This window comes from Streptomyces roseirectus (assembly GCF_014489635.1).
Taxonomy (GTDB): domain Bacteria; phylum Actinomycetota; class Actinomycetes; order Streptomycetales; family Streptomycetaceae; genus Streptomyces; species Streptomyces roseirectus.
The window spans coordinates 6,488,745-6,502,114 of sequence record NZ_CP060828.1; the positions used below are offsets into that span (position 1 = coordinate 6,488,745).

15 protein-coding genes are annotated in these 13,370 nt (G+C 69.4%); 4 read left to right on the top strand and 11 right to left on the bottom strand.

The genetic code is table 11. The features are described from left to right. Positions 1 to 39: 39 nt before the first annotated feature. Positions 40 to 501 (bottom strand): gamma-glutamylcyclotransferase family protein, encoded by a 462-nt coding sequence (locus IAG44_RS27730; RefSeq protein WP_246562138.1) that lies wholly within the window; start codon positions 499 to 501, stop codon positions 40 to 42. Positions 502 to 618: 117 nt separating this feature from the next. Here IAG44_RS27730 and IAG44_RS27735 point away from each other — a divergent pair, with 117 nt between their 5' ends. Further along, a complete protein-coding gene (locus IAG44_RS27735; RefSeq protein ID WP_187749797.1) occupies positions 619 to 2,265 on the top strand; it encodes a M4 family metallopeptidase in 1,647 nt (548 codons plus the stop codon). Between the two features lie 66 nt (positions 2,266 to 2,331). On the opposite strand, the gene IAG44_RS27740 is transcribed toward IAG44_RS27735, so the two are convergent. Beyond that, positions 2,332 to 2,736 (bottom strand): ATP-binding protein, encoded by a 405-nt coding sequence (locus IAG44_RS27740; RefSeq protein WP_187749798.1) that lies wholly within the window; start codon positions 2,734 to 2,736, stop codon positions 2,332 to 2,334. 136 nt (positions 2,737 to 2,872) lie between these two features. On the opposite strand from IAG44_RS27740, the gene IAG44_RS27745 reads away from it, so the two are divergent. Next, positions 2,873 to 3,760: a helix-turn-helix domain-containing protein gene (locus IAG44_RS27745; protein WP_187749799.1), complete on the top strand. Its 888-nt coding sequence runs from the start codon at positions 2,873 to 2,875 to the stop codon at positions 3,758 to 3,760. 4 nt (positions 3,761 to 3,764) lie between these two features. Beyond that, positions 3,765 to 3,944: a DUF397 domain-containing protein gene (locus IAG44_RS27750; RefSeq protein WP_187749800.1), complete on the top strand. Its 180-nt coding sequence runs from the start codon at positions 3,765 to 3,767 to the stop codon at positions 3,942 to 3,944. A 205-nt stretch (positions 3,945 to 4,149) separates the two neighbouring features. Here the strand turns inward: IAG44_RS27750 and IAG44_RS44575 are convergent, their stop codons facing one another. From IAG44_RS44575 to IAG44_RS27770, 4 genes are all read right to left on the bottom strand, one after another. Continuing rightward, positions 4,150 to 4,653, bottom strand: a complete 504-nt coding sequence (locus tag IAG44_RS44575) for a type II toxin-antitoxin system RelE/ParE family toxin (RefSeq protein WP_343075753.1) — start codon at positions 4,651 to 4,653, stop codon at positions 4,150 to 4,152. After that, entirely contained in the window at positions 4,536 to 4,904 is a 369-nt protein-coding gene (locus IAG44_RS27760; protein WP_187749801.1) for a VOC family protein, read from the bottom strand. The genes IAG44_RS44575 and IAG44_RS27760 overlap by 118 nt, the downstream gene beginning before the upstream one ends. A gap of 97 nt (positions 4,905 to 5,001) precedes the next feature. Beyond that, entirely contained in the window at positions 5,002 to 5,487 is a 486-nt protein-coding gene (locus IAG44_RS27765; protein ID WP_187749802.1) for a GNAT family N-acetyltransferase, read from the bottom strand. Further along, on the bottom strand, positions 5,484 to 6,017 hold the full coding sequence (locus tag IAG44_RS27770) for a hypothetical protein (RefSeq protein WP_187749803.1): 534 nt from the start codon (positions 6,015 to 6,017) through the stop codon (positions 5,484 to 5,486). Before IAG44_RS27770 ends, IAG44_RS27765 begins: the two co-directional genes overlap by 4 nt. Positions 6,018 to 6,225: 208 nt before the next feature. Between IAG44_RS27770 and IAG44_RS27775 the strand changes: the two genes are divergently transcribed. Then, on the top strand, positions 6,226 to 6,522 hold the full coding sequence (locus tag IAG44_RS27775; protein ID WP_223006899.1) for a hypothetical protein: 297 nt from the start codon (positions 6,226 to 6,228) through the stop codon (positions 6,520 to 6,522). On the opposite strand, the gene IAG44_RS27780 is transcribed toward IAG44_RS27775, so the two are convergent. From IAG44_RS27780 to IAG44_RS27800, 5 genes are all read right to left on the bottom strand, one after another. Next, the gene (locus IAG44_RS27780) at positions 6,509 to 7,027 is read right to left on the bottom strand and encodes a hypothetical protein (RefSeq protein WP_187749804.1); all 519 of its coding nucleotides are present in this window, start codon (positions 7,025 to 7,027) and stop codon (positions 6,509 to 6,511) included. The genes IAG44_RS27775 and IAG44_RS27780 overlap by 14 nt on opposite strands. Beyond that, a complete protein-coding gene (locus IAG44_RS27785) occupies positions 7,024 to 8,586 on the bottom strand; it encodes a hypothetical protein (RefSeq protein ID WP_187749805.1) in 1,563 nt (520 codons plus the stop codon). The genes IAG44_RS27780 and IAG44_RS27785 overlap by 4 nt, the downstream gene beginning before the upstream one ends. Next, on the bottom strand, positions 8,586 to 10,052 hold the full coding sequence (locus IAG44_RS27790) for a hypothetical protein (RefSeq protein WP_187749806.1): 1,467 nt from the start codon (positions 10,050 to 10,052) through the stop codon (positions 8,586 to 8,588). Before IAG44_RS27790 ends, IAG44_RS27785 begins: the two co-directional genes overlap by 1 nt. Positions 10,053 to 10,072: 20 nt before the next feature. After that, positions 10,073 to 11,194, bottom strand: coding sequence for a hemopexin repeat-containing protein (locus IAG44_RS27795; RefSeq protein ID WP_187749807.1), 1,122 nt, complete (start codon positions 11,192 to 11,194; stop codon positions 10,073 to 10,075). Between the two features lie 220 nt (positions 11,195 to 11,414). Next, positions 11,415 to 12,902, bottom strand: a complete 1,488-nt coding sequence (locus IAG44_RS27800) for an MFS transporter (protein WP_187749808.1) — start codon at positions 12,900 to 12,902, stop codon at positions 11,415 to 11,417. Between the last annotated feature and the right edge of the window lie 468 nt (positions 12,903 to 13,370).

Consider the following 13,370-nt stretch of genomic DNA (forward strand, 5'->3'; position numbering starts at 1 on the left):
ACCTTCCGGGGGAGGGGTGAACGGGTGACCGACACACCGTCAGCTCGACGCGCGTCCGGTACCGGTTTGGCGCAGGGGCCCGCGCCGGGTGAGCCAGTCACCCTCCGGTACGAGGGTGCCGGTGCGGCGCAGGCGGGCGGTGACGCGGGGGCCGGCGAGGTAGACCCAGGCCCGTACGACGTCGGAGCCACGGCCCCGTACGACGTCTCGGGTAACTCTCAGGTAGGGGCTGTCCGGGTCGTCCGCCCGGTATTCCTCCAGGAGGTCCAGCCCGCCGAGGACGTCGGGGTAGTACTCGGGTCGGACGGTGACGAGGTCCCCGTGGACGAGTCCGCCGGGCGCCTCCACGGCGTACGGGTATCCCGGGCCGTCGTACAGCACCGCGCCGGTCAGCCGCGCGGGCTCCTCGGTGAGGGTGCGGCCGGACAGGAACAGGGCGTGGTTGGCCTCGCCGGGGCGCAGAGTGCCGTAGACGAAGAAGGGGAGCGGCGCGGGGGTCACGGAGGGATTCTCTCCCGGCGCTCCCCACGGGCGCGCTATGGACATGACAACGCGCGGCGCCTATAAATCGCAGTCGGCGTCAGCGCCACCCCCACTTACGCGTACCCGAGGAGTCAGATGAGCCCGTTGAGGCAGCACGTCCGAGGTTCCCGTCTCGCCGCGGCCGGCATCGCCGCCACCACGGCCACCCTCATGGCCGCCGTCCTGAGCCCCGTCGCCGACGCGGCCGACCGGCCCACCCGCGCGCAGGCGGTCGACAACGCGGCGAGCGCCGTCGCCGAGCGCGCCGCGAGCCTCGGCCTCAACTCGGCGCAGGGGACCAGCGTCCGGGACGTGGTGGTGGACAAGGACGGTGCGCAGCACGTCCGTTACGACCGCACCTTCCGTCAACTCCCGGTGCTGGGCGGCGACTTCGTGGTCCACCTCGCGCCCGACGGCGAGTACCGGGGCGCCGACCGGGCGACGCGGCACACCATCGCGCTGGCGTCCATAACCCCGGCGGTGTCCGCGCCCAAGGCCGCCGACACCGCCGTCAACGCGCTGCGCGCGGCCCACCTCGGCGCCGGGATCTCCCAGGTGAAGGCCAAGCCCCAGCTGGTCGTCGACGCCCTGCACGGCGCCCCGAAGCTGGCGTGGAAGACCGACGCCGTCGGCCTCGACTCCCAGGGCAACCCGGTCGCCCGCACCGTCGTGACCGACGCGCGCACCGGTACCCAGATCGACGCCTGGGACGCGATCGAGACGGCCGCCGGTGACGGCCAGTCCCTCTACGGAGGTACGGTCCCGCTGGAGACGACCCTCTCGGGTACGACATACCAGCTCAAGGACCCGACCCGGGGCAACACCTACACCGGTGACGCCGAGAACAAGACCGACCTGTGCATCTTCGGCATCTGCATCAGCCGCGCCCCCGCGACCCTCTTCACCGACGCGGACAACCACTGGGGTACGGGTACTACGGGGAGCAGGGCCACCGCCGCCGTCGACGCGCAGTACGGCACCGACGTCACCTGGGACTACTACAAGAACGTCCACGGCCGCAACGGCATCGGCAACGACGGCAAGGGCTCCTACAACCGCGTCCACTACGGCAACAACTACAACAACGCGTTCTGGGACAACAGTTGCTTCTGCATGACGTACGGCGACGGCGACGGCAGGCAGCTCGGCCCGCTGGTCTCCCTCGACGTCGCGGGCCACGAGATGTCCCACGGCGTGACCTCCAAGACCGCGAACCTCACGTACTCCGGTGAGTCCGGCGGGCTCAACGAGGCGACGTCCGACATCTTCGGGACGCTGGTCGAGTTCCACGCCGCCAACTCCAACGACGCGGGCGACTACCTGATCGGCGAGAAGATCGTCCGCTCCGGGTTCGGGCGGGACGCGCTGCGGTACATGGACCGGCCCAGCCGTGACGCCAACTCCGCCGACTACTGGAGCAGTTCGGTCGGCAACCTCGACGTCCACTACTCCTCCGGCGTCGCCAACCACTTCGCGTACCTCCTCGCGGAGGGCAGCGGCACGAAGACCATCAACGGGGTGACCTACAACTCGCCCACGTACAACGGCTCCACGCTCACGGGGATCGGCCGGGCCAAGCTGGGCGCGATCTGGTACCGCGCGCTCACCGTCTACATGACGTCCTCCACGAACTACGCGGGCGCGCGGACCGCGACCCTCAACGCCGCCCGCGACCTCTACGGCACCGGCAGCGCCGAGCACAGCGCGGTCGCGGCGGCCTGGAGCGCCGTCAACGTCAACTAGCTTCTCCTGCAACGCGAAACGGCCGTCCTGGCACGCGACTTGACCCAGGGCGGCCGTTTCCTTCGTTCACACCGTGTCCAGCTCGCACCACACCGTCTTGCCCACGACCAGCTCGCTGACTCCCCACCGGTCAGCGGTCTCCTCGACGATCAGCAGTCCCCGGCCGAAGTTCTCGTCGGGGGTGGCGGTACGCGGCGTCGGCAGCAACTCGCCCCTAGCGTCGGTGACTTCGATACGGAGCGCCTTCTCCGTGAGGAACAGCTCGACACGGAACAGCCGCCCGCGCAGGGTGCCGTGGAAAATGGCGTTCCCGCCGAGTTCGGATACCAACAGCCCCGCCCTGTCGGCGAGTTCGGGGTGACCCCAGTCGTGGAGCAGGCGCTGGGTGCGGTGGCGGGCGTGGGTGACGTTCTTGGGGTAGGGGGTGTACTCGGCGAGGTCGTGACGCAGGGGTTCTACGGGTGCGGTCATACCGCTGCCTCCACTGCTGTGTGATCGGTACGTCACCGAACGTAGAGCGGCGGGAACCTCCATCGCAAGATGGGAAAGGAGGAATTCATCCTTTCGGGGTTTGCATGGGAGGTGGCGTCGGGTCAGACTGATCGCTGTGAGCACACAGCAACTGACGCAGGGCAACAGCACTTCCTCGGTCCTCGGGCGCCGACTCGGCGGAGAACTCGCCAAGTTGCGCCTCGCCGCCGGCCTCACGCAGGGCCACGCCGCCAAGGTGTTGACGGCCTCGACGACCAAAGTGGCCAAGATGGAGGGTGGTTGGGTCTCCATGCGGGACCCGGACATCCGTGCGCTGTGCGAGCTGTACGCCGTCCACGACCCCGGAGTCATCGGCGGGCTCCTGGAGTTGGCGCGGGTCGACCGGGAACGCCGCCGGGCCAAGGGATGGTGGGACGACTACGCGATGTCCGGGGTCGCGCAGGAGTACGTCGCGTTGGAGAACGCGGCCACGGCCATCAAGGCGTGGCAGCCGGGCTACCTGCCGGGTCTGCTCCAAACTCCGGATTACGTAAGGGCGTTGAGGCGTGCGCCGATGTCCGTGGTGACAGAGGAGACGCAGCCGGACGATGAGTTCGTCGAGTCGAGGCTCGCCCGCCAGCGCCGTCTTCACGAGAAGCCGCTGCTCACGTACCAGGCCGTGATCTATGAAGCCGCACTCCGCAACATCCCCGGCGGGGTGGCGACCGTCAGGGGGCAACTCGAAGAACTGCTGAGGGCGACCGAAGCGCCGAACGTCACCTTGCGGGTCTTTCCGTTCAGCGGCGGAACCCACCAGGGTTTGAACGGCCCTTTCACCATCATCTCGTTCGCCGAACCGGGTGCCATGGACGTCGTCTACATGGAGTCACCCTTCAACAAGCGCTGGGTGGAGGGAGGGGAGGACGCGGCTGCTTACGATGTTCTGTTCGAGAAGATCGCCGTACACTCGCTGAGTGAGCGAGAGTCGGTGACGTTGCTCGACAAGCTACGTAAGGAACTGTGAGTCCGTGTTCGAGTACCGCAAATCCAGCTACAGCCATGAAGACGGCGAGTGCGTCGAGGTCGCCACCAACCTCCCCACCTTCATCGCCGTACGCGACTCGAAAACCCCCACCGGCCCCAACCTCCGCCTCACCCCACCCACTTGGACCACCTTCGAAACGGCCCTGCGCGAAGGCGCTCTCTGAAGGGAACGGGGTTCCCGTGCCGCCCAGCGCCTTGACGTACGCGGCGAGGGTATCGACCTCGCTAGTTCGGCGAGGCGGTGCACGCGGGACGCCAGGATCATCGCCTGCGCCCCTTCCTCGATCTGCTTCTTCTCGGCGTCGGTGAAGGCGAAGTCCTCGGCCAGGTCTCCCCAGGAGACGGCCTGCGGGTCCTTGAGGTGATCTGTCACCGTGCCCCGTCCTCTCCGTCGATGCGCTTCAGGTGTTCCGCGTACGCCTGCTCTGCCTGGGGTACCGCGACGCGGTACCAGCCGGACCAGTTGCCGGCCTTGTCTCCGCCGACGAGGATCACGGCCTGGCGGTCCGGATCGAAGACGAACAGTAACCGCACCTCCGTGGCCCCGGCCGAGCCGGGGCGCAGTTCCTTGAGGTTCGGCAGCGTCGAACCCTTGATCGTGTCCACCAGGGGGCGACCCAGCGCCGGCCCCTCCTCCTGGAGAGCGGTGACGGCCTGGCTGACCTGGAGGAGGGTGTTGCGGTCGGTGCGGCGCAGGCTGACGTGGGGATTCGCTCCGGCGACTGCGTGAGCGGCCTCGCCTGGAGGCGCGTGCCTCAGTCCACCGGCGCCACCCGGATCAGGTTCCCGTCCGGGTCCGCGACGACGAACGTCCGGCCGAACACGGCATCGCGCGGTGCGCTGACCACCCGGACGCCCTCCTTCGCCGTCCACTCCTCGAACCGGCGGTCGATGACGTCCGCCCCGCCGGGCAGCGTGACGCACACCTCGCTCGTTCGGCGTACCTCCGGGGTAAGCCCCTCACCCTGCTCGCTCCACACCGACAGCGCCGCGCCCCCGCCGAGGTCGAACGAGATGTACCGGGGCGACTCGAAGGTCGGCTTGATCTGAAGCAGGTCCGCGTAGAAGCGGGCGGCTTCCGGCGCGTCGGTGACGTAGACGATGAACACGATCGAGCCCGACATGGCTAACTCCTAGGTCGTACTGGCTGAACGACTTGGAGTCTCCGCCCCATACCTGACAGGTACCGTCAAGTTTTCTCGGGAACCGGCGGCGCGCACATCACGAACCTCCCCCGACCTCCAGATGGAACCGCACCTTCTCCTTCGCGCGAGCCCCCAACCGGTCGTAGAACCTGATCGCGTCCGTGTTCCACGGCGGGGTCTGCCACTGGACCTGTTCGAGCCCCAGCGCGCGGGCTTCGGCGACCACGGCGGCCACCAGGAGGGGGCCGACCTTCAGACCCCGGTGGCCCTCGCGGAGGAATAGGCAGTCCATGTGGAGGTACTCCGCCCCGTCCCACGTGGAGACCTCGGGAGCGCACGAGGCGTATCCGATGATCTCCGTCTCGTCCAACTCGGCGACGAAGCAGCGCAGTCGAGGGGACGGCGTGCCGAACAGCAGCCTCTCCAGTCGCCGGGCGAGGTCCGGGGGAGGGGCCGCCGCGCGCTCGAACTCGGCGTGCTCGGCGGCCAGCCGGGCCACCTGAGGGAGATCGGCGACACCCGCGCGACGCACCCGTACCCGTACCTCTGCGGGACCACTCATCGGACGTCCCCCTCCAGTACGTCATATCGCCAGGCCGCGAGCCGTTCCTCGACCCCGCCCCGCCCGTCCAGCACATGCCGCGCGAAGGCGTCCCGCTCATGCGCCAGGACCGCCGCCTCCCACACGCACGGCGCCAACCCCTGCCGCCCCGGCCGGAGTTGCCCGGCATCCCCGGCGGGCCCGGTGAAGATCGCGAGATCGGACATGTACCCCTCGATCCAGGTCTGCACCAGCACGTAGTCCCCGTCGCCGCCCGCGTGCACGAGCAGCACGGACAGCCCCAGCGACCCCCGTGACCGCGCCGACGCCAGATACTCACCGGCAACCCGCAGCCCACTCCCCGCCTCCACCTCCGTCACCCTCCGCCCCGGCGCCTCGATCGCATAGACCTTCACCAGATGCCCAGCCACCTCCCGACTCCCCAACGACCGCACCGTACGTGCGTGATACTCCTCGGCCAACGCCACCAACGCGTCCTCGTCGACAGCACTCAGAGCCTGGCTGAGCTGGGATCCTGCGAGTTCGGTCATACGGACATGATGCACAACGCCCCAGCAGCTTCGTCCCGAGAACCCCCAGGGGTCACTTGACGCCCACTCCACCACCCGCCGACCCTTGTCGCTCAGCCCGACCGGCGGCGCGAGAGGCGAAGCGAGATCAGTGAGTGGGGCAACGGGGTCACGAGGAACCGGAGTTCGGATCGGAGTCGTCTGCGGCGGGCTGACCTCGGTCGCCTCCGTGGCCGCCATCGGACGCGTCTGGAGCGCGTGCGACGTGGGATCCGGCGCCGCGGCGAACTCCCTCGCGCTGGCGGCGATCGCCCCCGTCGTGTGGCTGGCCGTGACCCTGTCCTGGGTGCTCGTGTGCGGCTCGGTCGGGCGGGTTCACCGGGGCGCGGCACTGGTGGCGGGGGCCCTGCTCAACGCGTGGCTGCTCTGGTTCTCCGTCGTCTGGCTGGGCGTCCTGGACTCCTACCCCGACCCGAACTGCCCAGGAAACGTCCCCGCCTGGTGGCCCCGCCTCATTCCCGCGTGACCTTCAGATACACCTCGGCCACCACAGCCAACTCCGCTCCCAGCACCATGAGTTGCCGCCCCGGAGACAGCCGCCCGTCCGCCGTCACCGGCACCACCTCGTCCACCCCCAGCACCGGCGCCTCCCACCCGGAGAACCGCACCCGCAGCCCCTGCTCGAAGGCGTCGGACGTGTGCCAGAGGAACAACTGGTCGTCGCCGAAGAGGAGGTAGCGCGGGCCGGGGGAGACCGAGTCGTGGTGGAGGACCTTCCGCGGCTCTACTGTCATGTGGCCCAGAGACTCCCCGTCCACATCGACCCGCCCGAGGAACAACTCCCCGGTGTAAGGCGCCGCCTCACCCACGCGGAACGTCAACTCCCCGGCGGTCCCGTACAGTTCGCGAGCCGTCCGGTACAGATCGGACGTCGGCCGGACCCGGGCGAGCGTCAGGAACCCCTCGCCCCCCAACCGCACGGCGTACACGGTCCCCACCCCGAGGAGCAGCCAGTCCCCCCGCGCGCTCACCACTCCAACGTCCCGTCAGGATCAGGGCACTTGGGCAGGCGTCGGCAGACGAGTCCGGCGATGAACACGTCGTCCTCCTCCGTGTCGGAGGTCCAGGCGGCGGAGGACGTCATCTCGTACTCCTGGAACCGGATGGAGAGGGTGGGCCCGTGGCTGACGACCTGGACCTTGACCAGCTTGCGCCGGGGAGTGCGGACGGCGAAGACGGCGCCGTCGCTCAACTGGCCCCCGGCGATGGGGGAGTGGGCGTAGGGGAGGACGTCGAGAGCGTGCCCGTCGAGGGAGTCGTAGTCGACGAGCCCGAGGGCCGCGAGCCCGGTACGGGGATGGCCGGGAACCAGGGTGCCACCGGACCCGCCCCACTCCCAGCGATGGTCCGCGATGTCCATCGTGACGTGCAGCCGCCCGGTGTCCCACTCGCACGTCGTCATCGGCGAGAAGTTGTTCTCCCCACTGCCGAACGCCGTGTACTGGTGCGCCTCCCGGGTCAGATGAACCTTGCGGGCGAGCGCGATCGACTCGACGTAGGACGGGCAACGCCCCTGCGGCACAGCGCCACCGTCGCTCAACTCCCGCACCCCGGACGAGAATCGCCACGCCCGCGACCCGAACAGCTCCATCGGCGGATCCAGCCAGGGCCGCAGCACCGACACCACCCGGTACTCGAACGACAGGGAGGCGAAGGAGTCGTCCGAGGCCCGCGACCCCAGCGCCGCCCCGAACTCCTTCGGCGCCCCCGGGGCGAGCGTGAGGAACAGCTCCCGGTTCATCGTCACGGCTGTCCAGGGTGTGTCGAGCGCGGCGGCGGGGGAGTAGTAAGTCGGCGCGTAACGAAGCCCGTTGGGGGCCGTCGAGAACTGGCCAGGGATGTTCGGGTTGAACGTGTCCCGGTGCCGTTTCCACACCCCCGACGGCGACTTGGCCGCCAGCTCCGACGACTCCCGCAGCGCGTCGTCGACCTCGGCCTTGTGGCCCACCGTCTGCCACGCGTCCATCGCGTCGTCCCGGGCCTGCCGCAGCCGGGGCTCGTCGACCCGCGTCCACTGGTCCCGCACGGCCTGATCGGACGACAGCGCCGCCGCGCTCTCGGCCCGGTGGTACTCGGTGTCCGCGTCCAGCCACGCCTGCCGCGTCGCACGGTACGCGCGCAGCTCCGGCGACGGGACGGGCGTCCCCGTCGCCGGATCGGAGTCGTACAGGTACGCCAACGCCCCGTCGTAGCGCGCCCGTTCGTCCGCCGTCAGCGCGCTGCGCGCCAGGTCCGCGCCCAGGACCTCGCCGTACACGTCCCACAGGTGCACGGTCGCCGGCGGACGCCACAGCGGGTGGGTCGGGACCCGGTTCACCAACTCCCCGAACTCCGCGAGGACGTTGGCCCTGCGGGCGTCCAACGCGCCCTCGAAACGGAACTCCGCGTCCTGGTACACCAACGGGGTCACCGGCAGCGACACCAGGTGGTCCGCGTCCGAGAGCATGTGCCAGAAGTGGATCCCCAGGCCGTACATCGACGCCGCGTCCACGGGGGACGCGGCCCACACGTCCAGCGCCTCGGCGTCCATCAGACCAGCGACCCGGGGTCGATGCCGTCGAGCAGGTTGGGCGTCTTGCCCAGCAGGTGGTTGACGAAGCCGATGATCTGCATGCCGGGGATCCTGATCGTCGTCCCGTCGTTCTCGAAGTGGTAGCGCCGGTCCGACTCCTGGTGGCTGTAGCTGCCCCGCGCGCGGAACGGCCCGAAGCCGACGCTGGCGCTCGCCGAGAACGAACTGTCGTACGTGTGCAGGGCGGAGGCGAACGACGCCGAGCGGATCGTCACGTCCTTCACGAAGATCGCCTGGAGCGGATAGCCGATGAACCGGCCCTGCGGGGGAGTTCCGCCGTCGGACGGCATCTGGTCGTAGTTCCAGCCGTGCCCCTTGCGCAGGTCCCACCCCCGGTTCTCCAGGAACTCCGGGTAGAACCAGGGTCGGACGATCTGTACCTGTGCGAGTTTGAACGTCATCGAGAAGTCGTCGACGGCGTAGTTGGAGTCGTACTCCGCCGACTGCGAGGACACCCCGGCGTTCGCGCTCCAGAACCCGAATCCGAAGCCGCCGCCCGCCGACCACGACGTGTTCTCGCTGTGCTGATGCGAGTCGACCTGGCTGTGGTAGACGCTGTACTCGGGCCAGCCGCTCGCCGTCGCGAAGTCGCCGGGTACGACGGTCGTGTAGAAGAACCGCTGGCCCGGACCGGACGCGCCGGTGAGCGTGCCCATGTCGTAGAACGACTCCAGGTTGCGCTTCCACAGCAGCATCGACTTCTCGGTGGTCTGGTCGATGTACGCGTGGATCTGCTCGACTTCGTTCTTGTAGCCGCTCGTTGTCCAGTCGTCCATCGCGGCGGCCACCTGCATCCGGTACAGCTCCGCGTTGTTGGACCAGTCGGCGACGGCCTGCATGCCCGCCTCGCCGGTCGCGGTCTGCGCGGCCGTCCGCTTCGCGTTGTAGGCCATCGCGGCCTGCGTATACGCCTGCATCCCGGCCTTGTACGCCTTCTGCATGGGCGAGTCCTCGGTGACCTGCTTCTCCTCCTCGGTGATGATGTCCTTCACCGTCTTGGACACCCGCAGCAGCCCGCGCATCCGCTCCAGCCGCTTCTTCTGCTCGTCCGTGAGCTGATCGTCGATCACCAGCGAGAACTTGAGGATCTGCCCGTAGATCTCGCTCAGCCGCGCCCCGCTCGCGTTGCGCCACACCCCCTCCTGCCGCTCGGTCGAGTACGCGGACGTCACGTCCGGGATGTAGTCGATCAACGACGCGAAGTTGTACGCCTGTTGGAGCAGCAGCCGCTGCTCCGCCACATCGCGGCCGGACGCGATGCCCTCCGCCGCGAACCTGAAGTCGGCGGGCTCGTACGGCAGTCCGGGCATGCACCAGGTGATGAACGAGTTCTTCGCCGGCGGCACGGACCCGTCGCCGCCGGTCAGGATCGCGTAGAGCTGGTTGCGGAAGAGGTTGCCGAGGTCGGCCAGCTTGTATGCCATGGCGGATCCGCCTTTCCGGGTTACCGGTGCGCCTCGATCGAGCGCATCGTGCTCGCGAGGACGTCGGAGTAGTTCGGCGCCGTCGCGTAGCCGGCCGCCGCGACGGCCCGCGCGAACGCGTACGGGTCGCCGGTGTGTTCGAACGCGGGCGCGTAACGGCTGTTGCCGCGCAGGAATTCGCCGTGCGCCGAGAACGCCTCCTCCGGGGACGGGTACACCCGGAACCAGTCGCGCACGTCGTAGTCGTAACGCCCGTCGGGCCGGGGCGTCACCGAGATCACCTCCGGGAACTGCACGTCCGGACGGCTCAACACCTCGTGCGTGCGCACCAGTTGACGCGTCTCGGGCGGGTCGGACGCCTTCGCCTTCACGCCGAAGAAGTTGTTGCCCGGCGCCTTCTCGCCCCACCCGGACTCCAGCGCCGCCTGCCCCAGCGTCACCAGCGCCGGCACCCCGGTCGCCGACTCGCTCGCGTCCGCGTAACTTCCGTACCGGGCAACGAAGTCGCCCACCTTCGAGGGCGCGGACGCCGCCGCCGACCAGACCGCGTCGTACGGGCCGACGAGCCCCGCCCACTGCTCGGACACGGTCTGCGGGACGCCGTCCTGCCGTTTGGTGCGCCAGTCGACGCTCACGTACTGCGTGCCCTTGAAGAAGTAGGCGTGCCCGTTACCGGGGTTGAGCGCGCCGTCGAGCCCCGAGCCGACCCAGCCCGCGTCGACGCCGGACCAGCCGTCGGCGATCGGCTTGGGGTAGCCGGGGTCCTGCCGGTCGCCCGGCAGGTCGTAACGGGCGTACTGGGCTCCGCAGAAGAAGTAGAGCTTGCCGTCGCCCCAGTTCATCACCGCGTCGATCGTCTCGAACGCGAGCCCCGCCCAGTTCCCGCTGATCGGCAGCGGGTAGTCGGCCTCGACCTCGCGCGTCTCGTACGGGATCCGGACGTACTCGGCGCCCCGGAACACGTACAGGTACCCCTGGCCGAGGTCCACCGCCCCGTCGATCCCCTCCTCCCAGCCCGGCGGCAACCCCGCCCAGGTGTCGGCGAGTTGCTGGTCGAAGTCCGGGTCGGCGGAGTCGGTGTCGATGTTGAAGGTCCGCACCGTCGAACCGGTGAGGAAGTACGCCTCGGGTACGCCGCCCATGCCGTGCCCCTTCCTTCTGGGTGGGTCTGTACTCGTTTCTAACGGGCCTGGTCAGGTGAGCGCTTGAGGTACTGGTCCCGTTCCTGTCCCATCCGCCTGGGGTCTCGGTCCCTGGATGTCTGTCCCACCGGACGTCACCTCGTGTCCCCTCCGGCGTTCTCGTTCGGGTGAATGCGGAAGGCCGGCGTCCCCGAGGGGGACACCGGCCCTGGCGTGCGACTCAGGCCGCCAACTCAGCTTTCTCCCTGGTCACGTCGTCCTCCTTGGCGCCGTCCCGCATCACCAGCACCGCCACCACGGCCGCCACCAGCACCCCCACCGCGCTCACCGCGAACGTCATCCCCATCGCCCCCGTGAACGCCTCCCGCGCGCTGCCCAGCACCCCCGGCTCCGTGGCCCCGGCGATCGACCGCCGGGCCGCCTCGGGCGCGTCCGCCGGCATCCTCGCCGTGTACCCGCCGGTCAGCAGCGAGCCGAGGATCGCGATGCCGAGCGCCGTACCCGCCTGCTGGATCGTGTCGTTGAGCGCGGAGCCGACGCCCGCCTTGTCGGCCGGGATGGTCCCCATCAGCGCGGCGACGGCGGCCGGCATCGCGAGCCCGGCGCCGAGACCCAGAAGTCCCAGCGAGACGGCGGGAGTTGTGAACCCGCTGTCCGCGCCGACGGTCGTCAGCAGCGCGAAGCACGCGACCATGACCAGCATCCCCGCGAAGATGACCCGCCGGTTGCCGAACCGCGCCGACAGCTTCACGCCCAGCCCGTTGCCGACGAGCGCGGCGATCGCCAGCGGCAGGAACGCGAGCCCCGCCTTCACGGGCGAGTAGCCCAGCACGAACTGGAGGTACTGCGTCAGCACCAGCAGCAGCCCGCCGTTGCCGATCTGGACGAGCGCCAGCGACAGCGAACCGCCCGTGAAATCACGGTGCTTGAAGAGGACGAGCGGGACCATCGGCGCCGGGGTGACGTTCTCCCACACGACGAACCCGGCGAGGGCCACCACCGCGACACCCAGCGTCAGCGCCGAACGCCCCCCGAACGCACCGTGGTTGGGGATCTCGATGATCCACCACACCAGCGCGGTCATCCCGGCCGCCGACAGCACCGCGCCGAGCGGGTCCGCCTTCTGCCAGGGCGCCCTGGACTCCGGCATCAGCGTCACGCCCGCGACCAACGCCAGTGCCACGACAGGGACGTTGAGGAAGAAGATCGAGTGCCACGAGAAGTGGTCGATGAGGACGCCGCCGAGCACCGGGCTGCCGACCAGGCCGAGCATCGACACCGAACCCCACGCGGCCATCGCCTTCGGCCGCTCCTCCTCGTCGAAGACCGTGATGAGGATCGACAGCGTCGACGGCATGATCAGCGCCCCGCCGACGCCCATCGCGACCCGAACGGCGATGACCTCGGCGGGAGTTGTGCAGAACGCCGCCGCGAGAGAGGCCGCCCCGAACAGCACCAGCCCGATCAGCATCACGCGCCTGCGCCCGAACCGGTCGCCGAGGCTGCCTGAGGTGAGCAGCAGGCCCGCGAAGACGAGGACGTAGGAGTCGAGGATCCACTGCGTGTCCTGCGCGCTCGCTCCGATGTCGGCGGTCATCGACGGCACCGCCACGGTCAGCGCCATGCTGTCGATCGTCAGCACCACCGTGCTCAGACAGAGCACGACCAGGATCCACCAGCGCCGCCCGGTCCTGACGTGTGCGTCCATCGGATTCCCTCCCCTTGCGTACACCGTTCGCTCAATGCGCACGGCGTTCCTTCCTGTTGTGCGCACACCGTACGCCGTGCGGAACGGTGTGCGCAAGCGGGCGGGGTCGACGCGGTGCGTTCCGGCGTGACGAGCGGTGTCACGGACTCGGCACGCATCCCCCCACCACAGTCGCCGCCGCACCCCACCCGAGTTGCTGATGCGACGGCTTCAGCCACAAGTGACTCATTCCCCCCGCTACTTGGCCGATCGCATACGGTTGAGGGTTGAAGAACCCCCGCTACAGTCGACCGACACGGGTGTCCCCGCACGGCCCCGCCGGCGGACGCACGCCCCGCGCGGCCCCACCCGGCCCGCGCAGCGCACCCGCACCATCCCGCACGGCCTCCGCACCATCCCGCACGGCGTTCGAACCCCCGGGCAGGCCCCAGACCAAGGCCATGTCACCGACACTCGAAGCAGCCAGGA